Below are 25,753 nucleotides of genomic sequence, written 5' to 3' on the forward strand. Positions count from 1 at the left end.
TTGCATGGCCGGGATATAGGGCGCATTCTCGTGAGGTTCGATGTGCGCGACCGGTGGTTTTGCTTCGACTCCTTGCGTTTCCCCCTGTCCGCACGGCTCCGCAGAACGCTCACCACCACGATCCCGCGCGCAAACGTCGAAGCTGCGAACCTCGCGCGTCAACCTGGCCTTCCCGTGAGGCTCGATCCGGCAGTTCAGTGCGCAACAGAGGCCGTCGGCGGCAAGCCCGCGGGTAGTCGTCCGTGCGTCCTGCAGGGCGCACGACGACGATATTTGGTCACCGCGACGGTTCTGACATTTGAAATTCATTTTTCGGGAACCGGCATGCCCAAGCAGACCGAACGGAAGTCAGCCACGCCCGTCAGGCAAAACGATTACGTCGACGCGCAAAAGTCTCGCGCCCAGGCACTGAAGCGCGCGGACATCGAGCGTGCCGAGAAGCGGCGCGAAAACGACGCCCGCATTAACGTCAACGCGAGCAAGTGGCGTTATATCTGTCAGGAGGATTAGATGGGGAACAGTGACGCGACAATCAACTTTCCTAATCCCAGCCGCACCTACGACATGTCCAGGCACTGCGTGTGCTTCTGGGGCTACGACAATTCTTCTCGCGAGATTACCTTTCTGGTCGACGATGCGATGTTGGCGAAGCTGAACGCCGACATGGATTCCAGCGAGCCCGCGTTGCTTGCTGCCTTCGACCGCAACCGCGACCGGATTCTGGGACTCGCCAGGGACCTTTACAAGGGCGGTCCCCAGAACAGGTACACGATTTCGTGAGACGGGGCGCAGTGTGCGCACGCACCCGACGTGCGTCTTCCTGCTGACCTCCACGGGCCGTGAGTAGCCGTCCGCGGGCGTCGGGGCCGCCGATCGTTCGGGCGGCTCGATCAGGCGGGCAGGTGGCCATTTTCTGGCGATCGCATACCGACGACCGTCGCGGAAAACAAGGACTCGCACCTCGGCGAATTCGACATTGAAGGTGCACACCGGATTCCGCGACGTGATGACGGTCGCGCTCCGACATCGAGCGATCCGGTTTTGTACAGTCGCGTGTGCAGGTATTCCGGGTCTGAGGTGGACATGGATCGGTCAACGCATGCGCTGCTTGATTATCACGAACGCAGCAAGCACCGTCTCGACTCCTACGCGCCTGGCCCCGGGAGGCTCGACTGGGCAACCCAGCCGGACCCGTTCCGGGTGTTTCACGGCGCACCGCGCGTCGATCTGCCGTTGGCCGCGGACACGCTGGCCACGCGCTACAACGCGTTGCGTTGCGGCGTCCTGCCGCCCGCGCACCGATTCGATCTGTCCACTCTGGCAATCCTGTTCGAACTCTCGCTCGGCTTGTCGGCGTGGAAATCCTATGGCGCCGAGCGGTGGGCACTGCGCTGCAACCCGTCGAGCGGAAATCTGCATCCGACCGAGGGTTATCTTCTGTGTCCGGCGCTGCCGGGCTTGTCCGCAGGCGTCTACCACTACCTGAGCCGGGATCATGCACTTGAACATCGTGCGGCGGTGGACGAGCCGCAATGGACGGACGCGTTTTCGGAAAGCGGTGTCCTGGTCGGCATAAGCTCGATCCACTGGCGCGAAGCGTGGAAATACGGCATGCGCGCGTGGCGCTACTGCCAGCAGGATTGCGGCCATGTCATCGCTGCGATGAGTTACGCAGCAGCTGCGCTCGGCTGGCAGACGCGGTTGCTGGAAGCGGCCGCGGACGATGTCGTGGCCGACTTGCTTGGAGTGAACCGCCGTGAAGATTTCGGGGAAGCGGAAACGGAGGCGCCGGATCTTTTGCTGTGGATTGGCGACCCCGACGCGCGACCCGATCTCGACAGGATGCGGATCGCGTTGGACGACGCACAGTGGCACGGGCGCGCCAATCTGCTGAGTTCGGGACATGTGGCGTGGCCCGACATCGATTCGATTCATCGCGCCACACACAAGCCCCGTACGCGCGAACCACCGTCGCCGAACCCGGAGCCGTGCCCGGCGCCGGCGCCGCCAGCCCTAGATCTCGGCTTCGCCCGGATCGCCAGACAGCGTCGCAGCGCCGTGAATTTCGATGGCACGACGCGCATCGGCGACGCGGCCTTCTTCAGCATGCTGACCTGCCTGCTGGCACGTCCCGGCACGCCGCCGTGGAATGCGCTGACGTCTCCTGCCGCAGTGCATGCGGCGCTGTTGGTGCATCGCGTCGACGGCCTGGAGCCGGGCCTCTATATGCTCGCAAGAACCCCGGGCGCACTGCCGGATCTCAAGCGATCCCTGCGTCCGGAATGGCTGTGGGAAAAGACCGGGCCGGACGACCTGCCGCTTTATCTCCTACTGCCTTACGATCTGCGCGCGGCGGCAAGGTTGATCTGCTGCCACCAGGATATCGGCGCCGATTCCTGCTTCGCGCTCGGGATAATCGCGAGATTCGAAATCGCGTTGAAGCAACCATGGCGTTATCGCCATCTGTTCTGGGAATGCGGGATGCTTGGCCACGCGCTCTATCTCGAAGCAGAAGCCGCCGGCGTGCGCGCGACCGGGATTGGCTGCTTTTTCGACGATGAAATGCACGCATTGCTCGGCGCGAAGGATCATGTGTGGCAATCGCTGTATCACTTCACCGTCGGTGGTGCGGTGGACGATCCGCGACTGTCGGCATTTCCGCCGTACGAGATTCAGCGTTGACGCACAACTCGCGCTTCGATCCCGGCGAGGGGACATCCGCAAGGCTCTCCCGCGTCGGTGAAGCGACACAATCCGGGCGGATGAATCCGATGAATCGCGTTCGCAAGCCATGCCAGGACAAGTCGGCTGTCGGTACATCCGTCCGCTGGTGGCATCGAGATTGGCGACCGTTGTGCGAGCAGCATTGAAACCACGCCTGCTTCCGAGCAAGGGCTGTGGTCGACGACGCAACGCTGCAAGCGCACGCCCGCATCGAACGAACCATGGCCGGCCCGGATGCACGAGCGGTGTCGTCGTGCGGAGCCGTGCGGGATCAAGGCCTGCGCCGAGTGCTCGATCCGTCTGCGCCAGGATGCCTGATGCCGGAACGTCTGCGGTGCAGCCTGCGCGACGCGCGCACGACGACGCGAGGCGCGAACGTCATCCGCCGCCTGCGGCGGGAGCAGTGCCGTGTCATTTACTTCACCTGCTGGTCGGGACGGACGTAGCGCCACTTGCCCGCATTGGAGTCGATGCGGGCGTCGTTTTGCGTACGCTTGTCGGCCCGTTCGATGTCGGCGCGGGCGAGGTCGTCGCGCTGCTGTTGTCGGGTTGCCTGATCGCGTCGATCGATTGCCGTGCTTTCCGGGTATTTCATGGTTCCCTCGGAGCGAGGTGAGCGGGTTGCTGGCCAGTCGCGGCGAATCCGCTGCGGTTGGTGGGTCAGATCTCTGGTCGAGCGATCTTGCCGTCGACGACGCCGAAGGAGCCGGTAGCGTTGTCCCGCTCGTATTTGCGGTGTTGCCGGCTGGCGTCGTCGTTCCTGTGCTCGAGGTCGTTCATGTGTCTGCTCCGGTGAATTCGGCGATCGCGTGCGCGGTGGCGACGGCGATACACGCATGTCGCCTCGGCATGGCCCTGCTGGAAGCGGAAGTCGGTACGATGCCGCGCAGTGGGGCGCGTGTCGATTCAGGCCGACGTCCGGCTGTATACGGGCGACCTCGCGCGCACGGACGACGAGGACTTTATCCACCTGGGCGACCGCAAGAACGACTTGATCATGCGTGCTTCCCTCCGCCCGAATCTCGCTCGGCGATGTGCCGATCCCGCAGCTACCGAGCGGTGATGAACCTGCGTGGAGGCGCTGCGAGACGACACCGAAGACGGAAGTTCATTCCGGATGCCCGATGTGCTGCAACGCACGTATGCGGACGCATTGCCGCCCGTGCGAGTGCTGCCGCGATCAGACATTCTCCCTGAGGTAGCGGATGCACTTCATCCGCAGACTCGACCGACCCGCGAGCGCGCCTCGCGGAGGGTACGCCGCGTCTTTCGCCGCACCAGGGAGCGGTCCTGAATATGCAGCGTTGTCGACCGGGCGGACCGACTTCGCTATCTGAAGCGACGCATGGCCAATCCAGACCCGATCGCGCCATTCGCATTTCGCACGATGGACGATCAACCATCCTTGCAGCGATTCGACGAGCTGAAAAGGCGACAGCCACTCGCGACTCTGCCGTTGAGTGACGAGTTGCAGGACAACGAGGAAATAGAGCAAATCAACGTACTTGGTCGGGACGCGCATAGTCCATCTTCTGGTTGTCGATGCTCGCGAGCGTGCCGGCGTCGGCTCATCCCTGGATGCTGAGCGCCTTCTCGATCGCGGCAATCAGTTTGAACGCATCGTCCCGCCCGATCAGGAAACCGCGGCTGGTGTACTCGCAACCGAACGCATAGAAGCTCGGCAGCAGCGTCACCATGTCTTTCTGCTGATCGAAATCGACTTCGCATTTCGTCAGCGGGAAAAACGGCGGCTCGTCGCCCGGCATCTTGTACACGGTGTGCTCCCTAGTACATCTTGCGCGGCGGCAACATGCGCTTGGCCCGCAGGCGCTGTCTGGAAACGGCGCTGGCCTTTTTCCGCTTGCGTTCCGTCGTGGGCTTTTCGTAGCTGGTGCGACTGCGCAGCTCGCGAATCAGCCCGGTTTTCTCGATGGTGCGCCGGAATCGTCGCAGCGCGACGTCGATCGGTTCGTTGACCTTGAGTGTGACTGTTGTCATGTAGATCCTGTTTGGGAGCGTTTGAACGGAAAACTAGCCGAGTCGTGTCATGACGGCGCTCGCGATCTCGTCGGACTCGAATTCCGAATATCCGGCGCCGATCGATAGTGCGCGTACTGCCACGAACATTTGCAGCTCTTGCTGGTGGCTCTGTGCCGAGTCGGCGATTCCGGCGGGCAGGACGGCGTCGGTCCGGGTGACCTCGCACCGCCTGATCAAGCCAAGTAGTTCGTCGATGATCATTTTGTCCTCCAAAATGCCGACACGTTGCGCTGCCGTGACGTGCCGCGTCAGAGCGCGCTGGAAAAGAAACCCTGCGTTTCGCGATTGTCGTCGATCATGTTCTCGGCATAGCGCACGGAAGCACGGCGTGCGTCGCCGGCGCTGTCAAACGGCGCGTTGTCGCGCAATCTGAACGTCTGGCTCTGCGTCAGCGTGTCGGTGGTGCCGCGCAGGCAAATCTTGACTGCCGCGTCGAAACCGGCGTCGTAGTTGTGCGGGCAGCCATTCGGCGCCGGCACGTGAGGGTAAATCAGTGGATAAATCTCGAATCCACGGTAGACATGCATGCTCATGGCAAACTCCTGGCGTTCGGCCACGGCGAATCGCATGGGCGAACACATCCGGCCAGTATCGCCGTTGCAGGGCGTGCCGGTGGGGTGAAAGGGACAACGTTGCAGCGCAGCGGAGGGGCGATGCAGCAAGAGGGTAGATGGAGGGGGGAGCAGTCAGACGGCAAGTGATCGCCCGAATAAACCCATCATACGCGCATCGTTTGTCGGGCGTTCAACTTATTCCGGATTGCGCGCTTCGACGCATCGCGCCGGGATCACGTTGCGCGGCAGCGGTGGCCGCCTCTTCGCCACGCCGCGGTCGGTTCGTCCGCTGCTACGGAGCAGGCGGGCGCTTCTTCGGGCGCGACTTCGCGATAGCCGGAGCCTTGGGCGGCACCCAGTTCAATGCGGTGCCGAGCCTGGGCAGGGTCAGGGCAAGTTTGGCACGCGCAGGCGCCTTGTTACTGCGAGCTTGACTTCTGGTCATGCGGGTTCTCCTGCTGCGCCGCTTGCGCGATCCGGTGAACGGGACTCGTCCGATCACGCACGCGCGGCTGGACACGCGCGCTGCGAGGGCGCTGGGCATCTGCATACGCGCACGTCGGACGTCCGGATGCGAAACGGATGATCCGGTCGAGCTTGCATCGGGACGCGTGGCGTCCGCGATGGAGGCGCGTATGCGCAGGAAGCGGCAGCGACGTGCCGCTTCGCAAACGGGGCTGACGGCTTGCGGGGGACTACAGGGGGGTAATGTTCGACGCCTGCAGGCCTTTGGGGCCGCTCTTCGTCTCGTAGCTGACTTTCTGGCCTTCGGCGAGCGTCTTGAAGCCGTCGCCGCGAATTTCGGAGAAGTGCGCGAACAGATCGTCACCACCCGCGTCGGGCGTGATGAAGCCGAAGCCCTTGCTGTCGTTGAACCACTTGACGGTACCGGTATCCATGTTAGATCTCCTGAAAATGGACGAGCGTATGCGCCCTGAATGGACGCGGGAAAAAATAATCAAGGAGGGAGAGGACAACGAATACCGCAGGCCGCGGTCAATGATGGGCAGCAATCGCGCTTCTTGAATACTTCAGCGACTGACAGTACGCCTCGGCAACGAGGGTGTCAAGCGCTTTCGGCCGAGGGGCAGAACAAGCGACCGCCCATAAAAATCAGCATTCCGTAAAAATGACCGAAGAATCCCCGTGCGCGGCCCTTCGTCGACCGTGACCGTACGCGGTCGCTGCGACAACGTCAGAGGGTTGCCAGCAAATGCAGCTGATGCTCGGTCTCGGTTCCGGTGATCAACGTAAAGAACCCGGTTTCCCGACGCTCGATCACTGAAAGGCCTTCTGCATCGGAGAAGATGTTCCACGCGACGTCGTCGACATGCGCGAACGTTCCGCGCGTTCGCGCGAACGCGCGCAATAGCGGGCTCGCTTCGCGGCGGAGCACCAGGCGGTCGGCATTCAACACATAGGGTGGCCAGCCGGCACGAAGGACGAGGTAGTGGGGAATGGAACTGCGGTCGATTTTCATGGGGGGCGCGGTTTCTTCAGAGGGGCTTACGTCAGGCGGTCCAGCTCGTGTCAACGCGATCCCCCGGGGAGCTGCCTGCTTCGAAGTCGACAACGCTGCATGATGCCAACCATGAGAATCGGCTCCGATGCGCGGCCGGGCGCCCGGACGATGCCGCCCCCCGAATGCCGAACTGTCTTCCGGAACCGGCGGTAAAGCTAGCCCCACTATACGCGCTGTCGCTGCGACGCACACCTCGCTACGGTACGAGGCCATGCCGTGACGACAGGAATGTGCTGGAAATTTCGCTATACAAATTTATGGAACGGCGTAGCATCGAATCGTCGGATGTCCCATTGCCGATTCCAGCGCCTTGCTCAGCATGCCCCTCCGAATGCGATCGGGCCTCTCGCCATAACCGATCGTCAGGGCACCATCGATAGTGCTGACGCTCCCCTCTTGTCCCATCGCTCGAGAGTGGCTCCGAAGGTATTCCGGAGCAACGTGCTTCCATCTCCGCTTGTGGGCTGCACGCCATTCGCCGGTCTATCCGTGACCGTCGCCGCGAGGCTGATGCGAATGCTTTCCCGATGTTCGTAACGAGTCGCGTGCCGCACGCAACAAGCAGGATGGCGAGTCGTGAATCCAGTCAGGAGGCGGGCCGGACCATGGCACTTCCTGATGTCCGACGCTTTCTCGTGCTGCTCCCGCGACAGCCTGGCTCGCGGTAACCCAACAGGGAGGAGCCATGCTCTTCAATTCGACACGATTCCGGATCGATCCGACACCCCGCAGGGCGGATGGAGAGTTCATCGCGCATGTGAGGATCACCACGGTTCTGCTGGACGGCGGTGAGCGGGAAGTACACGCCAGCGGTGATCTGGCGGGCTTCGATGTGCGCGACGACGCGGTTGCATACGCGACAAAATGGGCCGAAGGATGGTTGACGGCCCAGTTTGGTTGAGGGCGACGGGTCACTCGTCCGAAGTGTTCGCCGCGGGATCGAACCGCAGTGAGCAAGAGGCTGGTTTTGTCAGGGAGCGAGGTCGAGGCGATCGCGCTGCGATCCCTTTGTGCCCGGCGCTACCCGCGCTTGCGCACACGCGAACGCGCACACTTGAACAGCAACCGAACCGCACCGACACCGCCTGCCACCGGAATTCGCGGCAGCAGAAACGGATCGTCGGACGCATCGGCGCAACCGCGCCGGGTCGTCGTCGCATTGCCGTACCCGGCGGCGGCAACCTGGTCGCGGACACGCGCGTCGAGATCGCCGTACGGATAGCAGAACGATTCGACACGCTGGCCGCCCAACGCTTCGAGCCGCCGCTTCGATTCGGCTACCTGAACGCCTGACACATGCGCCGGCACGCGCGACAGCGCGACGTGATCGAGCGTATGCGAGCCGATTTCATGACCGTGATCGCGCCACGCGAGCATGTCGTCGCACGTCATCAGCGGCGAGTGCGCGGTATCGGCGCCCGCATCCCAGTCGTTCACGCCGCCGAACCGGCCGGCGACGAAATAGCAGGTCGCGGTGAACCCGAGCTCGTCCAGCACCGGCATCGCGTGCGTGAGCACGTTGAGAAAGCCGTCGTCGAACGAAATGCCGAACACCTTCCCGCTGCGCTCCCCGCGCAGATACGGCTGCAGTTCGCGCGCGCTCAGGCCGCGGTAGCCGAGCCGCCTGAACAGCGTCATCTGGCGGCGGAACGCGTCGGGCGCAACGCTCAGGCCGCGCAGCCGGTCGGACGGAGGCGGAAGCGGGCGTATCTGGTGATACATCAGGATCGGATAGCGGGTGGCGGACAGCAGCATCGGCGGATCGCGAGAGCGGAGGATTACGCGTCCTTGCGGAAAATCCGCAGGGTCTTGAAGTCGCCGACCTCGACGAAATCGGCATGTGCGGCCCATCGCGCGATGATCGGCTCGGCCTTCCGGTAGGCGGACGAGCCCTTGTAGAACAGCAGGTGCCCTTCGCGAGCGGTATGGGCCGCGAACAGGTCGAGCACCTCTTCGTCGGTCATCGCGCCGTAACGGCTGTTCGCGTCGTCGCGGAACTCGCACAGATGGAACAGCGTGACGACGTCGAACGACGGCAGCAGGTACGAGTTGCTCGTATAGATGTCGCCGAAATACGCGAGATAGGTCTTGCTGATCTCCGGTTGCCGCGTGACGAGATCGACATACGACTTGTATTCCTTCGGCGATGCCGTCACGCCGAAGACGGTGTTGTTCAGGTGCGGGCGCGCGCATTCGACGCCGACATGGTGATGGCCGCCGGTGCCGAAGTGATAGATGCGGATGCCCTTGAGGCGAACGGATTCCAGCCATTCGACGAAATGCACGTCGCACGGACACTCCTGTGTCCGCAGGTCCCAATACTTCTTCCAGATATTCATCGGCATTACAGGGATCTCAAGGGTGTCCCCCAACGATAGGGGTTGTGTCGAATCGATTTCTGATAGACGGACAAGGTCGCATCGACGAATTTGTCGAACGAGAATTCGCGCTTGCCTTTCAGCTGCGCGCTGCGCCCCATCGCGCGGACGCAGCCGGGCTCGCGCACGATCGCGCGCAGGATCTCTTCGATCGCTTCGGGCTCGCGCGGCGGGACGACCCATCCGTCCACGCCCGGTTCGACGTTCTCAGGCAGCCCGCCCACACGTGTCACGATCGCAGGGCAGCCCAGCGACATCGCTTCGCGGCACGCGTACGACAGGCTCTCGTGGTACGACAGGACGAACGACACGTCGATGATCGAGAACGGCGCCCTGACGTCGTCGAGCCGTCCGGTGAACGCGGTGCGCGACGCCATGCCGTGCCGCGCGATCTGCTCGCGCTGTTCGCCGGACGGCTCCGCACCGACCAGCAGCACGCGAAACCGCTCGCGCTCGCGTTCGGGCAGGCGGCCGAGCGCCGCGATCAGGTCCATCCAGCCTTTTTCCGGCGCGGTGCCGGCGCTGCTGCCCAGTACGATCGCGTCCGCGCCGGACGATCCGAACAGCGCGATCTTGCGGCGGCGGATCTCGTCGCCCGCCAGTCGCTCCGCGGCCGTTCGGCGCACGCCGTGCTTGACGACAGTGACTTCGCCGTACGGCGACCTGAGCGCGAGCATGCTCGCCACATAGTCGCTGACCGCGATGGTGTGGTCGGTCGCAAGCCGTGCGCGCAGCAGGTTGCCGAAGCTGTCGGCGCGATACGTGTTGTGCTTGGTCAGCACGACCGCGGGCCGATACCGGCACCCGAGCAGGGCCAGCATCACCTGGCGGTGATCGGCGGACCCGTTGACGTGAATGACGTCGAAGCGCTCGGAGACGATCAACTGGCGCAGCCGGACAAGCTCCTGGCACAGCCGGTTCCAGCGCGGCTTGAATTCCATGTCGAAGATGGTCGCGTCGGGGCTGTCCTTCAACAGACGCGACAGGCGGCTTCCCTGCGGCGACGCGACGGTCACGCGGTGATGCCGGCTCATCGCGGCGGCGAGATCGCGGACGTAAGTATCCTGACCGCCGCCGTAGTCGCCATGGAAGTTGGTGTACAGAATGTTCATCACGATGCCGATCCTTCCCGTTCATTCATTGCGAGGACTGCTGATGAAGCGAACGACTCGCGTTGTCCGGAGCAATGACTCGACCGCGGTTCCGCGTTTCCGACGCGCGATTGCGCAATGACGTCGGGCATTGCGGCAATCGAAATATTTCGAAATATTACATACCGGTTACGCGCGGTAGTGTCGAGGTGTGAGCATCTTTGTGAGGTTGTGTCGCAATCGTCTTTCTATGTCGTCGCCGGTCGCCGTCGGCCGGCACGGGCGGCCTGTCGGTCGAGATCGCGGCGCCGGATGGCCGCTCGCGCAGCTCGGCTGGATCGCGACAAAACCCGCCGTTCCGGCGCCGAATGGACGCAGATCAACCGGCGCGGCTTTCAGATTTGAAAGCCCGCACGCCATTTGCGTTAGAATGCCCCCCCTGCCCGCCCTGGCGACCGCCGGAAGCGGGCCTGTCGCATGCATTGCGACGTGAGTTCCGATTCGCAGCCGGACGCGAATGATGTTCCCGCCGTTAGAAGCACACGCTTTGTAATTTGGATTACTAATGAAGAAGAGACACAACATCACGAAGTACATCGTCATCGCGATGATTCTTGGTATCGCCGTGGGTTACGCGTGCCACAGCGCGTTTCCCGACCCGAAGATGGCCAAGGAAGTCGCCGGCTACGTGTCGTTGCTGTCCGACGTGTTCCTGCGATTGATCAAGATGATCATCGCGCCGCTGGTATTCGCGACGCTGACCGTCGGCATCGCGCAGATGGGCGACGGCAGCGCGGTGGGCCGCGTGGGCGTCAAGGCGTTCGGCTGGTTCTTCATCGCATCGTTCACGTCGTTGCTGCTCGGCCTGCTGACCGCGACTATCCTGCAGCCGGGCAGCCACCTGAGCCTGCCGTTGCCGGCGACCGATGCGGCCCTCAACCTGAAGACGGGCGCATTCACGCTGAAGGATTTCGTGGTCCATCTGGTGCCGAAGTCGATCGCGGAGGCGATGGCGAACAACGAAATCCTGCAGATCGTCGTTTTCTCGATCTTCTTCGGCACCGCGCTGTCCGCGCTCGGCGAGTCGGGCAAGCGCCTGACCGGCGTGATCGACGATCTCGCGCAGGTGATGCTGAAGGTGACGGGCGCGGTGATGTGGTTTGCGCCGGTCGCGGTGTTCGCGGCGCTGGCGTCGACGATCACGACCGAAGGGCTCGGCATCCTGCTCACGTTCGCGAAGTTCATGGCGAGCTTCTATCTGGCGCTGGCGCTGCTGTGGGGCGTGCTGACGCTCGCCGGCGTGACGTTCCTCGGCAAGCGCGCATTCACGTTGATCCGGCTGATCCGCGAGCCGTTCCTGCTGTCGTTCGCGACGGCGAGCTCCGAGGCCGCGTATCCGAAGCTGCTGGACGCGCTCGACCGGTTCGGCGTGAACCGCAAGATCTCGAGTTTCGTGCTGCCGATCGGGTATTCGTTCAACCTCGACGGCTCGATGATGTACTGCACGTTCGCGGTGCTGTTCATCGCGCAGGTGTACGGTATCCATCTGCCGCTGGGCACGCAGATCACGATGCTGCTGATGCTGATGGTGACGTCGAAGGGGATGGCGGGCGTGCCGCGCGCGTCGCTGGTCGTGATCGCGGCGACGCTCAACCAGTTCAACCTGCCCGAGGCGGGGCTGCTGCTGATCATGGGCGTCGACATGTTCCTCGACATGGGGCGCTCGGCCACCAACGCCGTCGGCAACTCGATCGCGGCTGCCGTGGTCGCGAAATGGGAAGGGCAGCTCGATGCGCCGCGCAACGACGACGATTCGGACGGAGGGCGCGTCACGCAGGTGAAGGTGCCGGAGACGTCGGCATCGGCATGATGCGCGGCAACGCGGCGGCGACGGCACGTTGCCTGCTGCGCGATCAATGACTGTCGCCGGCCTGGATTCGAAACGGATTCAGGCCGGCGATTTGTTTTGGGGTAACGATTCTGCATTGCATGCGGTAGTTATTTCCCGATTCTCCGGAAACCGCATTCGCGGTTTCAATCTGTCGTCGCCGAACAAGTGGCGATATTCCCGCAGGCGAAACGCCTGATTTCTCCGATTTCCCCCATTCCCGATCGAGCGCGCAAGTGAACATTCACTGTCGCGCAGCCGCGCACGCCGTCGGGGCGCATGGTTGCGCGGGCAACGCGATAGAAGCCGATCCGGTGAAAAGTGCGACTGCACGAGCGGCTCGCAATTTTTTTCGATTTATATAACGCTATTCTCGCGCTGCTCATTATCGAACGCATGCCGCACGTAATACCGACTGCGCCGGATGATTCAGCGGAAGAATTTACGCATCGCGGATTTCAAGCCGTCTGGCCGGCCGACCCCTCATGTGAATGTTTGCATCATTCAGGAGAGCATCAGTCATGGTCGCTGGAAAACGTATTCAGGCTGCGCTTCTTGCCGCGGCGCTCGCCGCGATCGCGCCGGCCGCTCACGCAGGCAACACCACCGACTGGCTGGCGAACACGTACGGCACGCTCGCGGCCCACGTCGGCAACGTCGCGCGTTCGATGTGGGTCGCGCCCGAAGGCGTCATCTACACGGCGTCGATGTGGGACGAAGACGAAGGCGGTGTCGCGATCTACCAGAACGGCAAGAGCGTCGGCTCGATGGGCACGCATTCGGAATTCCAGGGCAGCGCGATCACGGGCAACGCGACATCGCTGTTCGTCGCGCTGCAACCCGGCAAGACTTACGGCAGCGGCGCGGTCGGGCGGTACAGCCGCGCCACGAAGTATCGCGACCGCGTGATCCAGATCAGCGCGGCGACCAACCAGCCGCGCATCGACGTCGTCACCGGGCTCGCGACGGCCGGCTCGCTGCTCTATGCGAGCGACTTCTACGGCAATCGCGTGCGCGTGTTCACGACCGATGGCGTGTGGCAGCGGGACATCAGCGTGTCGGCGCCGGGCGCGCTCGCGGTGGACGGCGCGGGCAACGTGTGGGTCGCGCAGAAAAGCGCCGGCTCGATCGTTGGCTTCAGCCCGGCCGGCGCGCTGCTGAACACGATCCGGATGCCGGCCGGTTCGCACCCGTCGGCGTTGTATGTCGATGCGGCGGCCGGGCAACTGCTGGTGGGCGACGAAGGCCCCGACCAGAACATCAAGCGTTACTCGATCTCGGGCCAGCCGGCGCTGGCCGGCACGTTCGGCGTGCGCGGCGGCTATCTCGACACGACGACGGGCATCAAGGGACAGGTCGGCCCGCAACGCTTCACGCGCATCGCCGGGATCGGCAAGGACACCGGCGGCAACCTCTATGTGCTCAACAACCCGTGGGGCGGCAGCTGGGATCTCGGCCGCAACGGCGCGACCGACATTCATGCGTACGGCAGCAACGGCAACCTGCGCTGGACGCTGCAGTCGCTGAACTTCGAAGGCATCGCCGCGCCGGACCCGGTCACGGACGGCGCGCTGTTCTACGGCGGCACGCACATCTACAGCGGCGGCGCGGGCGGCAAGTTCGTCGCGAACACCGTCGATCCGTTCACGTACCCGTCGGACCCGCGCATCAACATGAGCGATACGCAGCGCGACGAACACTTCGGGCTGCTCACGTCGGTCGGCGCGAACCGGATCCTCGTCGCGGCCGGCCAGAATCCGCCGGTCTTCTACTTCTATCACTTCAACGCGGCGAACGGCTACATCGCGATTCCGGACGGCTCGATTCCGGGCCCCGCGTTCAACACGACGCAGCGCGTGACGGGCGGCTTCAGCATCGACAGCCAGGGCGGCGTATGGGCCGGGCTCGACAAGACCGGCGCGATCACGCATTACCCGCTGACCGGCTTCGACGCGAACGGCAAGCCGTCGTGGGGGCCCGGCGTCGCGACCCGCATTCCGGCCAGCATCCAGCCGCTCACGCGCATCGTCTATCTCGCGGACAGCGACACGATGGTGCTCGCGCAGGGCGCGCTCGGCAGCAACGACTGGACGTCGATCGGCACGCGCATCGAGGTGTATCACGGCTGGCGCGCGGGCAACACGACGAAGCCGGACCCGGTGATCACGCTGCCGCACAGCGGCGCGAAATCGATCGACGCGGCGGGCAACCACCTGTTCGTCGGCTACTGGTTCAGCAGCAGCGGGCCGCTGTGGCCGAACGTCGACGCGTTCAACCTCAGCACCGGCAATCTCGACACGACGCTGGTCAATGCGAGCCCCGCGACCGTCGATACCAGCAGCGCGATCGATGCGATGTACAGCATCCGCGCGTACCGCCGGTCGAACGGCGAGTACGTGGTGATGAAGAACAACGTGAAGGGGAACAGCATCACCGTGTACCGGTGGACGCCCTGACGGGTTGAACGTGCGGCCGCTTCGGGGCAGCGGGCGCATTCGCGAAGTCGTGAAAGCAATCGTAAGCGCAATCGATGCGTTTTCGTGGGATTGTTGCTCAACGCGGGTGCAATGAACCGCGGGCACAATGCGCGCCGCGCCGCGTCGAACCCGCTTCCCGAACCTCCCGACGCGGAAATGCGGTTCCGTGCACAATGGCTGCGGCTCCCGCGGACGGTGTGCGGGCGTGCACGATGAACGGGCGCGGCTGCCTCTGCTGCGTTTCTTATGCTCGAAGCGACCCAACGATGAAGATGAAAACGACCCCGAACCGCCTGTTGACGATCGTCGCGCTGGCCGGCGCACTGAGCGGCCTTGCCCACGCGCAGACGGCCGCGACCGTCGCGACCGTCAACGGCACGCCGATCACGCAGGCCGACGTCGATACGCTGCTGCGCGCGTCCGGACAGCCCGATTCGCCGCAGATCCGCCAGGCGATCAAGAATCAGCTGATCACGCGCGTGCTGGTTCAGCAGGCGGCCGAGAAGGCGAACTACGCGGACAAGCCCGAGGTCAAGGCGGCGATGCAGCAGGCGAAGGTGACGGCCGAGGTGCAGCTGTACCTGCGCGACAACGTGAAGCCGGAGCCGGTGACCGACGAGCAGGTCAAGGCGCGCTACGACGAACTCGTGGCGGCGCTCGGCAAGAACGAGTACAAGCCGCGCGTGATCGTCGTCAAGGATGCGGTCGCGGCGGCGACCGTGCTGAGCGAGCTGAAGGCCGGCAAGTCGTTCGACGGGCTGGCGCGCCAGTACAGCCTGGCACCGAGCCGCGATACCGGCGGCGAGCTGCCGTGGGTGAGCTTCAACACGCCGGCGGCGGAAGGCAAGACGGCCGGGTTGCCGCTGCCGGTCGCGCAGGCGCTCGAGAAGCTGACGGTCGGCGCGGCGACGAAGGACTCGATCCCGGTCGATGGCGTGCGCGCGATCGTGAAGCTGGATGCGAAGCGGCCGACGCAGGTGCCGGGTTTCGAAACCGTGAAGCCGACGCTTCAGCAGCAGTTGCAGGCGATCGCGGCCGAGAAGGCGAGTGCGCAGATGATCGGCAATCTGCTGAAGGACGCGAAGATCACGCAGTGATGGCAATGCGCCGGGGGCGAATCGCCGCGCGTCATGCGCGCCAGATCAGGTTCGCGCTCGTGTCGGTTTCCGATGCGACGCGGAAGCCGAGGCGTTCGTAGAGCCGTCGCGCCGGGTTGCCGTGCAGCACGCTGAGCGACACGGGCACCCGCGCGCGTGCCGCGTCGATCAGCAAGGCGTGCAGCACCGCCTCGCCGATTCCGTGGCCCTGGCGCGCGGGAAGGATCTGGATCTGATGGACGTGCCATTCGCCGGCGGCGCGCGTCGCCTTCAGCAGGCCGATGGCGTCGGCGCCTTCGCAGACGATCATCGCGTCGTCGAAGTTCGCGCGGATGCGCCGGTCGTGCGCTTCATCGTCGGTCGGCGCGCCGACGCGCTCCAGGTGCTCGGTCATCGTGAGTCGACGGAGCGTCAGCAGGAACGGAAGATCTTCCTGAGACGCAGCACGCAGATGGATCGCGGGTTTCATGAGGGGTGAGCGGCTGTGTCGATACGATGGAAATGGCGCTGAATGTGACGGAAAAGGCTAGTCCGGAAGGAACGGATGCGCGATCTTGCGGCTCGCGGCGAGTTCGATCAATCGTACTCGACACGGGATGCGAAGGCCGGATATTGCCGGGTCATGTCCTGCAGGCAGTCGCGCATCAGCTTCGCGTCGCGGGGAAAACGGCGATCGAATTCCGACCAGCCTTTCAGCCGGAGAATGAGCGGCATATCGACCAGTGCGGTAATGGCGTCCCGGAACGCATCCCAGTTTCTTCCATACCAATCCGGGAAACGCAACTGCTTCATCAGCCGTACGTGCAACTGTTCGGTCGATTCGATATCGTCGAGTTCGATTTCTACCCGCGTGTCGCGTGCCATCATGTTCTCCGACGGACAGGTCGCGAAACATTCAATTCATTTCGCGCTCCGTACCGAGCATCATAGCGCGCGCTTCCGGCCGCCGCGCAATCCGCTCCCGGACCTCCGGCGCCGCCAGGCACGTGGCCACGGCTTCATACCCCGGCGCGCCGGGGTAAGGCGCCACGCGCGCTGGGGGGCTGTGATTGGCCGGGCACAACAGGATCGTTTCGTCGGGGCCGACCGCCGCGAGATCGAGGATCGCCGACGAGCGCGTCAGCAGGAACAGCGGCCGCATGCCGGCGGCCGCGCCTGCGCGCAGATGCGCGATCAACGCCCGTTGCGTGGCGTGGTCGAGATCCTGTTCGATCATGTCGACGATTCGCACGCAGGGGCCTTGCGCTTCGAGGCTGACGAGCAGCGCGGTCAGCGCTGGCGATGGCGTCGCGCCGTTGCCGACGAGTAGCGCCGACGCGTGATCGACGCGCGACTTCAGTTCCGGATCGGCGCGCCATGCATCGAATGCCGCGGCACAATCGTCGTCCAGCCGATCGAGGCCGACGAACACGGCGCCGGGCAGCGCATCCGCCAGCCGAAGCGCGAGCCGCGTCTTGCCGCTCCCCAGCGAACCGATGATGTAGTTCAACGGCCGGATGTCGCGACACTCGAACCATTCGCCGCCCCACGGCCACGGCAGGTTGAACGCGACGCCGGCCGCGCCAGAGTCGACCAGCCGCGTGAGTTCGCCGTCGGCCGGCATCCTCCCGCGTGCCAGGCCGGCACGCATCGCGCGCACGCTGTCGAGCTTGCCGACGAGATCCTGAATCCCGCGATCGAGCGCCGCTTCGTGAGTGGCCAGCGCGGCATCGAGACTGCGCGCGTCGCCGTCGAGCACGTTCGCCACCTGCGCGAGACCGAGGCCGAGCTTGCGCAGCGCCGCGATGTCGGCGGCGCGCGCGAGGTCGGCCGGGCCGTACGCGCGGTATCCGGCCGGCGTGCGTTCGGGCGTCACGAGGCCGTGCCGCTCGTACAGCCGCAGCGCCTTGATCGAGACGCCGAGCCGCGCGGCGGCGGCCGATGCGTTCAAACGGGGCGTGTCGGTACCCATTCGTCACCTCTTTGCTGTCGATTCGTTGCGGTCAGCATAAAGGCGATCCCAAGGGCCGGGTCAAGCGCGATCGCGCTAACGCTCAGTCGCCGGCCGCGAACTCGTCCCGCAGCGCACGATACAACCGTCGATAGCGTGCGAGCCGCCCCGCCAGCAGATCGACCGACGCGGGATCGGGTGCGACCGTCTCCGTGACGGGCGGCGCGACACAGACTTCCTCCAGGCTGTCGTTCGTTGCCGCCAGCCGTGCGAGCCGCGCGGCGCCGAGTGCCGCGCCGACCGCGCCATCCGCATGGCGCCGCATCGCGAGCCCGGTCGCATTCGCGCACAGCCGCGCCCAGAACGCGCTCTTCGAGCCGCCGCCGATGAACGACACCGCGTCGAGCGTCGTGCCGGCCGCACGCAGCGCGTCGTAGCCGTCGGCCATCGCGAACGCGACGCCTTCCATCACCGCATACGCGAAATCGTCGGCATCGTGTTCGTTCGACAGCCCGAAGAACACGCCGCGCGCATGCGCGTCGTTGTGCGGCGTGCGCTCGCCGCCGAGATACGGCAGGAACAGCGGCGCGCGGGCCGGATCGGCGCGTTCGGCGTGCGCCGCCAGCACGCCGGGCGTCGTGCCGTGCGCGCGCGCGAGCCAGTCGAGGCTGGCGGCCGCCGACAGGATCACGCTCATCTGGTGCCAGCGCCCTTCGACGCAGTGACAGAACGCATGCACGGCCGCGTCCGGGTTCGGCGCGAAGCGGTCGTTGCCGGCGAACAGCACGCCCGACGTGCCGAGCGACAGGAAGCCGCTGCCGGCGCCCGTGACGCCCATGCCGATCGCGGACGCCGCGTTGTCGCCGGCGCCGCCGGCGATCGTCACGGGCCCGGCGATGCCCCATTCGCGCCGCAGCGCGTCGCGCAGTTGCGCGGCGGCCGCGTTGCCTTCGACGAGGCGCGGCATCTGCGCGCGCGACAGCTCGGTCGCGGCGAGCATCCGGTCGGACCAGTCGCGGCGCGCGCAGTCGAGCCACAGCGTGCCCGACGCGTCGGACATATCGGACACGCATTCGCCGGACAGGCGCCAGATCAGGTAGTCCTTCGGCAGCAGCACCTTGTGCACCGCGCGAAACACGGCCGGCTCGTATTTCGCGAGCCACAGCAGCTTCGGCGCGGTGAAGCCGGGCATCGCCATGTTGCCGGTGATCGCGCGCGATTCCGGCACCAGCGCCTCGAGCTCCACGCATTCGGTGCCGGCGCGCGTGTCGTTCCACAGGATCGCGGGGCGCAGCACCTGGTCCGCGCGGTCGATCAGCGTCGCGCCGTGCATCTGGCCGGACAGCGCGATGCCGCGCAGCGCGGCGAAGCCGGCCGGATGCGCGGCGCGCACCGACGCGATCGCGTCGAGCATCGCGTGCCACCACGCCTGCGGGCTTTGTTCGGACCAGTGCGGATGCGGCCGGCTGATCGACAGCGTGGCCGAGCCGGTTGCGAGGGGGACCGATCGGGAATCGGTGAGCAGAACCTTGACCTCGGACGTGCCGAGATCGATGCCGAGAAATGTCACGGATGAAGCGTCCTGTCTGGGGTGCGCGGCGGCGGCGGCGCGCGTCGCGCGGGCGGCGCGTCGCCGCGGTCGTGCGGTTCGTTGAGCCGGTGCAGCGCGCGGAATTTCGACGGCGGCACCTGCTTCATCGCGAGAAACTGACGGTTGAAGTTCGACAGGTTGTTGAAGCCAACCCGGTAGCAGATGTCGGTCACCGTCAGGTCGGAAAACATCAGCAGCTCGCACGCTTCGTTGATGCGCAGCCGGTTCAGGTAGCGCACGAACGACGAGCCGGTGTGACGCCGGAAGAACCGCGTGAAGGTGCTGACGCTCATGCCGGCGAACGCGGCGACGTCGGTTTCGCGCAGCATGCCGGGCAGGTTCTGCTGCAGGTACGACAGCACCTGGTTGATGGTCGACGACATGTAGTGCTGCGCGTCGCTGCGGTAGCCGGGCCCGGCGAGCACGCGCCGCTCGCGGCACGACGACAGCCGGTCGAACAGCGACATCAGGATTTCGACGCGCCGGCAGCCGTGCGCGTTCGCGAGTTCGAGCATCAGCGGCGCGACCTCGATGCCCACGCGGTCGGGAAACTGCACGCCGCGCGCCGCATCGTCGATCAGCTCGATCACCGGCTGCAGCTCGCTGAACGCGCCGACCATCTTCTCGATCGCATCGCGCGAGAACTGCAGCACGACGTCGCGCGACGGCACGCGTTCGCCGTCGGCGAGCTCGCTGACCCAGTTGTGCGGCAGGTTCGGCCCGGTGACGATCAGGTTGCCGGGGCCGAAATCGCCGATGTGGTCGCCGACGAACACCTTGCCGCGGGACGCCTGGATCAGGTGAATCTCGTATTCGGGATGGAAGTGCCACTTCGCGACCGAGTGCGGATAGTCGTGGACCCACGCGCGGAACGATTCGTCGCGGTGGGTGGGAACGATCTCGAGATCCGGGTTCATCGTGTGCTCCGTCGGGGCGTGCCGGCGTGCTACGGACGGGACGTCGACCAGCCCGTCGCGGCAGGCGGCGTCACGCGCGTCGCGGCCGTCGGCGGCGCCGCGTGCGCGATCGGGTGCGCGTCCGGCAGCGTGACGTTGCGCTCGGTGCCGGCGTCGAACAGATGCAGCGCTTCTTCGTCGAAGCGAAACGCTACCACGGCCCCCGGCGCAGGGGCCATCGGGGCCGGCACGAGGGCCGCGCACGGCTGGCCGCGCCAGTCGAGCGTGACGAGCGCCTCCGCGCCGAGCAGCTCGACGAGCTCGACCGTGCCGGTCAGCGGGAGCGTGCCGGGGGTCGGATCGCCTTCGGCGACGAGCCGCAGGTGGTTCGGGCGGATCGCCGCCTTGACCTGCTGGCCGTCCCGCAGCCGTGCGAAGCGTGAAGACGCGAGCGGCCAGCGTGCGCCGTTGCAGTCGACCAGGACGCTCGCGCCGACCCGCTCGATCGTGCCGTCCGCGAAGTTCATCGCGGGCGTGCCGACGAAGCCGGCCGCGAATACCGTGTGCGGTTGGCCGTACAGCTCGGCCGGCGTGCCGATCTGCTCGATGTGGCCGCCGCGCATCAGCACGACGCGGTCGGCGAGCGTCATCGCTTCGAGCTGGTCGTGCGTGACGTACAGCGTGGTCGTCTTCAGTTGCCGGTGCAGCCGCTTGATGTCGCCGCGCAACTGCGTGCGCAGCTTCGCGTCGAGGTTCGACAGCGGCTCGTCGAACAGGAACACGGCGGGCGTCTTGATCATCGCGCGCGCGATCGCCGCGCGCTGCTGCTGGCCGCCCGACATCGCGCGCGGGCGGCGGTCGAGCAGCGCGTCGAGGCTCAGGATGCGCGCGACGTCGCGCACGCGGCGATCGATCTCGTCGGCCGGCACCTTCAGCCGCCGCAGGCCGAACGCGATGTTGTCGTACACCGTCATGTGCGGATACAGCGCATAGTTCTGGAACACCATCGCGACATTGCGCTCGCGCGACGGCAGGTCGTTGACGATCGCGTCGCCGATCACGAGCTCGCCGCCGGTGATCGCCTCGAGGCCCGCGATCATCCGCAGCATCGTCGACTTGCCGCAGCCGGACGGGCCGAGCAGCACGATGAATTCGCCGTCGGCGATCTCGAGGTCGAGCGGATGCAGCACGGCGGGGCCGCCGTCGTAGTGCTTCGACAAAGCGTGGCAGACGATTCGGGCCATGGCTCAATCCATTTCGATCTGAATCTTGACGTCGCGCGGGTGCCCGCTCGCCGCTTCCTCGAACGCGCGCACGCCTTCGGAAAACGGGAACGTGCGAGAGATGAACGGCTTCACGTCGATCGCGCCGGACGCGATCAGCGCGAGCGCGCGCGGAAAGATGTTCGCGTAGCGGAACACCGATTCGATGCGGCCTTCCTTCGCCTGCAGCGCAACCACGTCGAGCGGCACCGGCGCGACCGGCATCCCGATCAGCACCGCGCAGCCGCCCGGGCACATCAGGTCGACGAGCCCCGCATATGCGTTCGCGCTGCCGCTCGCCTCGAACACGACGTCCGCGCCCCAGCCGCCGGACGCTTCGGCCACCGCGTCGGCCAGCGGCCGCGTACGCACGTCGACGGTCGTGACGGCCGGGTTGCCGGCGAACAGCGCGAGCTTGTCCGGCACGACGTCGGCGAGGATCACGCGCGCGGCGCCGCCGGCGAGCGCGGCGAGCGCCGTCATCGCGCCGATCGTGCCGGCGCCGATCACGACCGCGAGGTCGCCCGGCTTCATCGCCGCCTTCTTCGCGGCCTGCAAGCCGATCGACAGCGGCTCGACGATCGCGCCTTCGGCGAACGACACGTTGTCCGGCAGCCGGTACGTGAACGCGGCCGGATGCACGACGAACGGCGTCAGGCAGCCGTGGATGGGCGGCGTCGCCCAGAAGCGCACGTCGGGATCGAGGTTGTAGAGCCCGCGCAGCGTCGCGGGCGAATCGAGGCGCGGCACGCCGGGCTCCATGCACACGCGGTCGCCGACGCGCAGGTGCGTGACGTCGGCGCCCGTCTCGACGACGGTGCCCGACGCCTCGTGGCCGAGCACCATCGGCGCGTCGACGCGGAACGGGCCGATCCCGCCGTGCACGTAGTAATGCACGTCGCTGCCGCAGACGCCGACCGTATGCACCTTGATCCGGACGTCGCCGGGGCCGACCTGTTGCGGCAGGTCGATATCGCGCAGCGCGAGTTCGCGCGTGCGTTCGAGGACGAGTGCTTTCAACGTGTTCTCCTTATTTTCCCTTGACCATCGAATTGAGCAGCCGGCTCAGCATGCCGACGAAGACGAGCGGCGGCAGCGCGAGTAGCACCGTGGACGCGTTGATCACGCCCCACGGCACTTCCTGGCCGAGCGACGTGAACGCGGACGCGACCACCGGCAGCGTGGCGCTGCGCGACGACGTCAGCGCGAGCGCGATCATCAATTCGTTCCACACCAGCACGAAGCTGAACACGATGCCGCCGAGCAGCGTGCTCGCGCACACCGGCAGCGCGATATGCCAGAACACCGCGTACGGGCCGTAGCCGTCGAGCGCGGCGGCTTCCTCGATCTCGCGCGGCAGCCGGCGAAACACGGGGATCGACAGCCACGTGATGGTCGACAGCGTGACGAGCAGGTACGTGACGATCATCGACAGCTTCGTGTCGTACAGCCCGAGATCGACCCAGATCGCGATCAGCGGCAGCGCGACCGCGACGGGCGGCAGGAAGCGCAGCGACAGCAGGAAGAACTGGATGTCGCGCTTGCCGCGCACGGGGTAGCGTGCGATCGCGTACGCGGCCGGCACGCCGAGCACCGCGCCGATCAGCACGGCCACGCCGACGATCGCGATGCTGTTGCCGAGTCCGATCAGCACCTCGGGGCTCGACAGCACCTGCTCGTAGTTCGCGAGCGTCGGCGTGAAGAAGAAGCGCGGCGTCGGCGTGACGATGTCGAGCAGGTGCTTGAGCGAATTGAGCACGGCCCAGAACAGCGGGAACGCGGCGACGAGCAGGATCGCGCCGGCGATCGCGACGGTGGAAACGGTGGCGGCGGCAGCGGGTCCGCGGCGGGCCATTCGGCGAGCCATCAGTCGTCCCATTTGTTGACCCTCTTCCAGATGAGCGTGAACACGAGCGTGGTCGCGACCATCATCAGCACGGCCATGCCCGACGCATACGACACCTTGCCGGCGAGGCCGATGCCTTGCTGGTACGCGTAGAGATCGAGCGTCTCGGTCGCGATGCCGGGGCCGCCCTTCGTCATCACGTAGATCAGGTCGAACGAGCGCAGCGACTCGACCATCTTGATGAATACGAGGCTCACGAGCGGCGCCTTCAGCATCGGCAGCGCGATGTACGCATGCACCTGCCACGTCGTCGCGTAGTCGAGCCGCGCGGCTTCGAGCGGCTCGGGCGGCAGCGTCTCCAGCAGCTTCAGGATCACGACCGCGAAGAACAGCCCCCACTGCCACACGTCGACGAGCGCGACCGCGTACAGCGCGAGATGCGGATCGGCGAGGAACGCGGTGTGTTCGACGCCGAGCGCGCCGAGCAGCCAGCTCAGGATCCCGGTGAGCGGCGCATACATGAACTTCCAGATGAACGCGGCCGACACGCGCGGCAGCAGCACCGGCATGATCAGCACCAGCGACGCGAAGCGGCGCCAGCGGCCGTGCACGCGCTCGAACAGGAACACCGCGAGCGCGATGCCGACGAGCACCGCGCCCGCGACCGTGACGACTTCCCACAGCACCGACACTTCGATCGCGTTCAGGAAGCGCCGATCGGACGCGAGTCGCACGAAATTGCGCAGGCCGACGAATTCGCTGTCCGGGTAGCGCAGCACGCGGTTGCGCAGCGCGAGGTTGATCGCGGCGATCGTCGGGACGAGGCTCAGGACCGCGAGCAGCGCGAGCGTCGGCGCGAGGAACACCCACGGCAGGCTCGTGCGGTCGCGGCGCGCGCGGCCGCGCCGGGCCGACGGTGGGGAAGAGGCCGGGCGGACGCCGAGCGCGCGTCCGCCGGCGCCGTCATTTGCGAGCGCCATGTTCGAGCGCGTCCTTCGCGTACTGGTCCGCGTCGTCGAGCGTGCCGCGGATATCCGTCTGCGTGCCGGTGAACACCTGTTCGAGCGCGATGCCGAGGTTGTCGCCGATATCCGGCCATTGCGGCGTGCGCCAGATCGTCACCTGCGTGACGGGGTTGGTGTCGTTCAGCCCGGCCTGGATCTGCGGCGCGACGTGCTGCTTGAAGTACGGGCTGCCGATCGTGCTCGAGCGGTTGTAGTCGCTGAACACGCCGTTGCGCAGCCGCGCCTGCTCCTGGTCCTTGCTGGTTGCCCATGCGATGAAGCGGCCGGCGGCCATCCGCGTGCAGTCGTCCTTCGCGCCGACCGCCGAGATCGCGAAGCCGTGGCCGTACGCGGCCGACGGCAGCGGCGCGGGCGGGCGCGTGTAGCCGACCTTGCCGGCCACGCTCGACTTGCTTGTGTCTTCCATCCAGTCGGCGAACGGCGTCGATTCGATCATGAACGCGACCTTGCCCGAGCGGAACGCTTCGAGCGCGTTGCTCCAGTCGTAGGTCGCCGAGCCCGGCGGCGCGTACTTGAACAGGTCGCTGTAGAGCCGCGTGGCCTTCACCGCGCCCGGCGAATTGAACGCGGGCTGGCCGCCCTTGTCGGTCCATGCGCCGCCCATGCCGAGCATGAACGGCGACCAGCGCCACACGTTCATCCCCGAGCCGCGCTGGCCGCGCGCGACCCAGCCGTACAGCTTCGGCGGCGCGTTGAGCTGCTTGATCGCGGCGACGAGCTGGTCGAGCGTCTTCGGCACGGGGATGTGCGCGGCGTCGAGCAGGTCGCGGCGATAGAACAGGAAGTCGCCGCCGCCGATCAGCGGCGCGAAGTACGCGACGCCGTTGTAGCTCGCGACCGCGCGGCGGCCGGGCAGGAAGTCGTCGTAGTCGTAGTCCTTCGGGTAGTACTTCAGAAGCGGCACGATCCAGTTGGCCGACGCGAATTCGGCGACGTTCGCCTCGTCGACGTAGTAGATCTGGTAGGAACCCGCGCCGGTCGACGCGTCGAGCCGCGACTTCGCGCGGCGGTCGTTCTCGCCGAAATAGCTGATCTCGACCTTCGTGCCGTTCTTCTTCTCGTAGTCGGCCAGCGACTTTTCCATCACCGACAGGCCGAGGCTCTTCTGCGCGAGCACCCGAAGGGTCGGCACCTTGCAGGTTTGCGCGGCCGCGACGCCCGGCAGACAGGCGCCGAGCAGCACGCCGGCTGCGACGATTCGCATCTTGTTCACCCGTGTCTCCTTGATTCTGCTTGTTCGAATGCCGCCGATGACGGCAGGAACAATGGTGTGACGCGGGCGATGCGATCACCACATCAAAAGAGTTCGGGAACCGATACTTTTTGCTCAGGGTTGGTCGTGCGATGCACAAAATGTGGTGGTCGGGCGGTGGCGGGCTCTTTCTCGCCGCGCCGGGCATCGGGGAGAATGCGCCGGTTCAGCCCGCCGCTC

At 65.9% G+C, this 25,753-nt stretch carries 28 protein-coding genes; 7 read left to right on the plus strand and 21 right to left on the minus strand.

Features of this window, described 5'->3' with window-relative positions; translation table 11 throughout:
* Positions 1–30 precede the first annotated feature (30 nt).
* The 3 genes from LXM88_RS37310 (at position 31) to LXM88_RS30500 (ending at position 2,682) form a co-directional block, all read left to right on the plus strand.
* Entirely contained in the window at positions 31–510 is a 480-nt protein-coding gene (locus LXM88_RS37310; RefSeq protein ID WP_412524143.1) for a hypothetical protein, read from the plus strand.
* Positions 511–780 (plus strand): DUF1488 domain-containing protein, encoded by a 270-nt coding sequence (locus LXM88_RS30495; protein ID WP_047902012.1) that lies wholly within the window; start codon positions 511–513, stop codon positions 778–780.
* A gap of 303 nt (positions 781–1,083) precedes the next feature.
* Positions 1,084–2,682 (plus strand): nitroreductase family protein, encoded by a 1,599-nt coding sequence (locus LXM88_RS30500; protein ID WP_262543154.1) that lies wholly within the window; start codon positions 1,084–1,086, stop codon positions 2,680–2,682.
* Between the two features lie 457 nt (positions 2,683–3,139).
* Here LXM88_RS30500 and LXM88_RS30505 read toward each other — a convergent pair whose 3' ends face one another.
* The 8 genes from LXM88_RS30505 to LXM88_RS30540 all read right to left on the minus strand — a co-directional run bounded on the left by LXM88_RS30505 (position 3,140) and on the right by LXM88_RS30540 (position 6,798).
* On the minus strand, positions 3,140–3,319 hold the full coding sequence (locus LXM88_RS30505) for a hypothetical protein (RefSeq protein ID WP_262543155.1): 180 nt from the start codon (positions 3,317–3,319) through the stop codon (positions 3,140–3,142).
* A gap of 585 nt (positions 3,320–3,904) precedes the next feature.
* Positions 3,905–4,246, minus strand: coding sequence for a hypothetical protein (locus LXM88_RS30510; RefSeq protein WP_262543156.1), 342 nt, complete (start codon positions 4,244–4,246; stop codon positions 3,905–3,907).
* Between the two features lie 46 nt (positions 4,247–4,292).
* A complete protein-coding gene (locus LXM88_RS30515) occupies positions 4,293–4,490 on the minus strand; it encodes a hypothetical protein (RefSeq protein ID WP_034181799.1) in 198 nt (65 codons plus the stop codon).
* Between the two features lie 19 nt (positions 4,491–4,509).
* Positions 4,510–4,722 carry a 30S ribosomal protein S21 gene (gene rpsU, locus LXM88_RS30520; protein WP_034181433.1) on the minus strand — a complete coding sequence of 71 codons (213 nt, stop codon included), beginning with the start codon at positions 4,720–4,722 and terminating at the stop codon, positions 4,510–4,512.
* A 33-nt stretch (positions 4,723–4,755) separates the two neighbouring features.
* Positions 4,756–4,965 carry a hypothetical protein gene (locus tag LXM88_RS30525; protein WP_262543157.1) on the minus strand — a complete coding sequence of 70 codons (210 nt, stop codon included), beginning with the start codon at positions 4,963–4,965 and terminating at the stop codon, positions 4,756–4,758.
* 47 nt (positions 4,966–5,012) lie between these two features.
* Positions 5,013–5,297 (minus strand): hypothetical protein, encoded by a 285-nt coding sequence (locus LXM88_RS30530; protein ID WP_262546995.1) that lies wholly within the window; start codon positions 5,295–5,297, stop codon positions 5,013–5,015.
* A gap of 716 nt (positions 5,298–6,013) precedes the next feature.
* Positions 6,014–6,217: a cold-shock protein gene (locus tag LXM88_RS30535; RefSeq protein WP_174378597.1), complete on the minus strand. Its 204-nt coding sequence runs from the start codon at positions 6,215–6,217 to the stop codon at positions 6,014–6,016.
* Between the two features lie 296 nt (positions 6,218–6,513).
* Entirely contained in the window at positions 6,514–6,798 is a 285-nt protein-coding gene (locus LXM88_RS30540) for a hypothetical protein (RefSeq protein WP_262543158.1), read from the minus strand.
* Between the two features lie 727 nt (positions 6,799–7,525).
* Here LXM88_RS30540 and LXM88_RS30545 point away from each other — a divergent pair.
* A complete protein-coding gene (locus tag LXM88_RS30545; protein ID WP_082146177.1) occupies positions 7,526–7,741 on the plus strand; it encodes a hypothetical protein in 216 nt (71 codons plus the stop codon).
* Positions 7,742–7,860: 119 nt separating this feature from the next.
* Here LXM88_RS30545 and LXM88_RS30550 read toward each other — a convergent pair whose 3' ends face one another.
* From LXM88_RS30550 to LXM88_RS30560, 3 genes are read right to left on the minus strand one after another with little or no spacing between them, the layout of a single operon-like run.
* Positions 7,861–8,595, minus strand: coding sequence for a polysaccharide deacetylase family protein (locus tag LXM88_RS30550; protein ID WP_262543159.1), 735 nt, complete (start codon positions 8,593–8,595; stop codon positions 7,861–7,863).
* A gap of 23 nt (positions 8,596–8,618) precedes the next feature.
* A complete protein-coding gene (locus LXM88_RS30555; RefSeq protein ID WP_262543160.1) occupies positions 8,619–9,185 on the minus strand; it encodes a hypothetical protein in 567 nt (188 codons plus the stop codon).
* Entirely contained in the window at positions 9,185–10,330 is a 1,146-nt protein-coding gene (locus LXM88_RS30560; protein ID WP_262543161.1) for a glycosyltransferase, read from the minus strand. Before LXM88_RS30560 ends, LXM88_RS30555 begins: the two co-directional genes overlap by 1 nt.
* A gap of 544 nt (positions 10,331–10,874) precedes the next feature.
* Here LXM88_RS30560 and LXM88_RS30565 point away from each other — a divergent pair.
* The 3 genes from LXM88_RS30565 to LXM88_RS30575 all read left to right on the plus strand — a co-directional run bounded on the left by LXM88_RS30565 (position 10,875) and on the right by LXM88_RS30575 (position 15,771).
* Complete coding sequence (locus tag LXM88_RS30565; protein WP_262543162.1) at positions 10,875–12,179, plus strand: dicarboxylate/amino acid:cation symporter; 1,305 nt, start codon at positions 10,875–10,877, stop codon at positions 12,177–12,179.
* 539 nt (positions 12,180–12,718) lie between these two features.
* Positions 12,719–14,653 (plus strand): SMP-30/gluconolactonase/LRE family protein, encoded by a 1,935-nt coding sequence (locus LXM88_RS30570; RefSeq protein ID WP_262543163.1) that lies wholly within the window; start codon positions 12,719–12,721, stop codon positions 14,651–14,653.
* A 287-nt stretch (positions 14,654–14,940) separates the two neighbouring features.
* Positions 14,941–15,771: a peptidylprolyl isomerase gene (locus tag LXM88_RS30575; RefSeq protein ID WP_126368310.1), complete on the plus strand. Its 831-nt coding sequence runs from the start codon at positions 14,941–14,943 to the stop codon at positions 15,769–15,771.
* 31 nt (positions 15,772–15,802) lie between these two features.
* Here the strand turns inward: LXM88_RS30575 and LXM88_RS30580 are convergent, their stop codons facing one another.
* The 10 genes from LXM88_RS30580 to LXM88_RS30625 form a co-directional block, all read right to left on the minus strand.
* A complete protein-coding gene (locus LXM88_RS30580) occupies positions 15,803–16,240 on the minus strand; it encodes a GNAT family N-acetyltransferase (RefSeq protein WP_126368309.1) in 438 nt (145 codons plus the stop codon).
* A 107-nt stretch (positions 16,241–16,347) separates the two neighbouring features.
* A complete protein-coding gene (locus LXM88_RS30585; protein WP_262543164.1) occupies positions 16,348–16,635 on the minus strand; it encodes a barstar family protein in 288 nt (95 codons plus the stop codon).
* Positions 16,636–16,666: 31 nt separating this feature from the next.
* Positions 16,667–17,722: a MerR family transcriptional regulator gene (locus tag LXM88_RS30590; protein WP_262543165.1), complete on the minus strand. Its 1,056-nt coding sequence runs from the start codon at positions 17,720–17,722 to the stop codon at positions 16,667–16,669.
* 82 nt (positions 17,723–17,804) lie between these two features.
* Positions 17,805–19,271: a xylulokinase gene (gene xylB, locus LXM88_RS30595; RefSeq protein ID WP_262543166.1), complete on the minus strand. Its 1,467-nt coding sequence runs from the start codon at positions 19,269–19,271 to the stop codon at positions 17,805–17,807.
* On the minus strand, positions 19,268–20,209 hold the full coding sequence (locus LXM88_RS30600; protein ID WP_262543167.1) for an AraC family transcriptional regulator: 942 nt from the start codon (positions 20,207–20,209) through the stop codon (positions 19,268–19,270). Before LXM88_RS30600 ends, xylB begins: the two co-directional genes overlap by 4 nt.
* 29 nt (positions 20,210–20,238) lie before the next feature.
* Positions 20,239–21,432, minus strand: coding sequence for an ABC transporter ATP-binding protein (locus tag LXM88_RS30605; protein WP_262543168.1), 1,194 nt, complete (start codon positions 21,430–21,432; stop codon positions 20,239–20,241).
* A gap of 3 nt (positions 21,433–21,435) precedes the next feature.
* Positions 21,436–22,470, minus strand: a complete 1,035-nt coding sequence (locus LXM88_RS30610) for an NAD(P)-dependent alcohol dehydrogenase (protein ID WP_126368303.1) — start codon at positions 22,468–22,470, stop codon at positions 21,436–21,438.
* A 10-nt stretch (positions 22,471–22,480) separates the two neighbouring features.
* Positions 22,481–23,329 carry a carbohydrate ABC transporter permease gene (locus LXM88_RS30615; protein ID WP_412524144.1) on the minus strand — a complete coding sequence of 283 codons (849 nt, stop codon included), beginning with the start codon at positions 23,327–23,329 and terminating at the stop codon, positions 22,481–22,483.
* Positions 23,317–24,276 carry a carbohydrate ABC transporter permease gene (locus LXM88_RS30620; RefSeq protein WP_262543174.1) on the minus strand — a complete coding sequence of 320 codons (960 nt, stop codon included), beginning with the start codon at positions 24,274–24,276 and terminating at the stop codon, positions 23,317–23,319. Before LXM88_RS30620 ends, LXM88_RS30615 begins: the two co-directional genes overlap by 13 nt.
* Entirely contained in the window at positions 24,260–25,525 is a 1,266-nt protein-coding gene (locus LXM88_RS30625; protein ID WP_412524175.1) for an ABC transporter substrate-binding protein, read from the minus strand. Before LXM88_RS30625 ends, LXM88_RS30620 begins: the two co-directional genes overlap by 17 nt.
* Positions 25,526–25,753: the final 228 nt, after the last annotated feature.

This window comes from Burkholderia sp. S-53 (assembly GCF_025560745.1).
Lineage (GTDB): Bacteria > Pseudomonadota > Gammaproteobacteria > Burkholderiales > Burkholderiaceae > Burkholderia > Burkholderia pyrrocinia.

Excerpts from the sequence above, each read along its gene's own strand:
- LXM88_RS30580 (WP_126368309.1), bottom strand. The coding sequence starts at position 16,240 with ATGAAACCCGCGATCCATCTGCGTGCTGCGTCTCAGGAAGATCTTCCG.
- LXM88_RS30530 (WP_262546995.1), bottom strand. The coding sequence starts at position 5,297 with ATGAGCATGCATGTCTACCGTGGATTCGAGATTTATCCACTGATTTAC.
- LXM88_RS30495 (WP_047902012.1), top strand. The coding sequence starts at position 511 with ATGGGGAACAGTGACGCGACAATCAACTTTCCTAATCCCAGCCGCACC.
- LXM88_RS30585 (WP_262543164.1), bottom strand. The coding sequence starts at position 16,635 with ATGGCACGCGACACGCGGGTAGAAATCGAACTCGACGATATCGAATCG.
- LXM88_RS30555 (WP_262543160.1), bottom strand. The coding sequence starts at position 9,185 with ATGCCGATGAATATCTGGAAGAAGTATTGGGACCTGCGGACACAGGAG.
- LXM88_RS30590 (WP_262543165.1), bottom strand. The coding sequence starts at position 17,722 with ATGGGTACCGACACGCCCCGTTTGAACGCATCGGCCGCCGCCGCGCGG.
- LXM88_RS30620 (WP_262543174.1), bottom strand. The coding sequence starts at position 24,276 with ATGGCGCTCGCAAATGACGGCGCCGGCGGACGCGCGCTCGGCGTCCGC.
- LXM88_RS30560 (WP_262543161.1), bottom strand. The coding sequence starts at position 10,330 with ATGAACATTCTGTACACCAACTTCCATGGCGACTACGGCGGCGGTCAG.
- LXM88_RS30570 (WP_262543163.1), top strand. The coding sequence starts at position 12,719 with ATGGTCGCTGGAAAACGTATTCAGGCTGCGCTTCTTGCCGCGGCGCTC.
- LXM88_RS30550 (WP_262543159.1), bottom strand. The coding sequence starts at position 8,595 with ATGCTGCTGTCCGCCACCCGCTATCCGATCCTGATGTATCACCAGATA.
- LXM88_RS30575 (WP_126368310.1), top strand. The coding sequence starts at position 14,941 with ATGAAGATGAAAACGACCCCGAACCGCCTGTTGACGATCGTCGCGCTG.
- LXM88_RS30625 (WP_412524175.1), bottom strand. The coding sequence starts at position 25,525 with ATGCGAATCGTCGCAGCCGGCGTGCTGCTCGGCGCCTGTCTGCCGGGC.
- LXM88_RS30545 (WP_082146177.1), top strand. The coding sequence starts at position 7,526 with ATGCTCTTCAATTCGACACGATTCCGGATCGATCCGACACCCCGCAGG.
- LXM88_RS30600 (WP_262543167.1), bottom strand. The coding sequence starts at position 20,209 with ATGAACCCGGATCTCGAGATCGTTCCCACCCACCGCGACGAATCGTTC.
- LXM88_RS30615 (WP_412524144.1), bottom strand. The coding sequence starts at position 23,329 with ATGGGACGACTGATGGCTCGCCGAATGGCCCGCCGCGGACCCGCTGCC.
- LXM88_RS30525 (WP_262543157.1), bottom strand. The coding sequence starts at position 4,965 with ATGATCATCGACGAACTACTTGGCTTGATCAGGCGGTGCGAGGTCACC.
- LXM88_RS30535 (WP_174378597.1), bottom strand. The coding sequence starts at position 6,217 with ATGGATACCGGTACCGTCAAGTGGTTCAACGACAGCAAGGGCTTCGGC.
- LXM88_RS30540 (WP_262543158.1), bottom strand. The coding sequence starts at position 6,798 with ATGAAAATCGACCGCAGTTCCATTCCCCACTACCTCGTCCTTCGTGCC.
- LXM88_RS30605 (WP_262543168.1), bottom strand. The coding sequence starts at position 21,432 with ATGGCCCGAATCGTCTGCCACGCTTTGTCGAAGCACTACGACGGCGGC.
- rpsU (WP_034181433.1), bottom strand. The coding sequence starts at position 4,722 with ATGACAACAGTCACACTCAAGGTCAACGAACCGATCGACGTCGCGCTG.
- LXM88_RS30510 (WP_262543156.1), bottom strand. The coding sequence starts at position 4,246 with ATGCGCGTCCCGACCAAGTACGTTGATTTGCTCTATTTCCTCGTTGTC.
- LXM88_RS30565 (WP_262543162.1), top strand. The coding sequence starts at position 10,875 with ATGAAGAAGAGACACAACATCACGAAGTACATCGTCATCGCGATGATT.
- LXM88_RS30505 (WP_262543155.1), bottom strand. The coding sequence starts at position 3,319 with ATGAAATACCCGGAAAGCACGGCAATCGATCGACGCGATCAGGCAACC.
- LXM88_RS30500 (WP_262543154.1), top strand. The coding sequence starts at position 1,084 with ATGGATCGGTCAACGCATGCGCTGCTTGATTATCACGAACGCAGCAAG.
- LXM88_RS30515 (WP_034181799.1), bottom strand. The coding sequence starts at position 4,490 with ATGCCGGGCGACGAGCCGCCGTTTTTCCCGCTGACGAAATGCGAAGTC.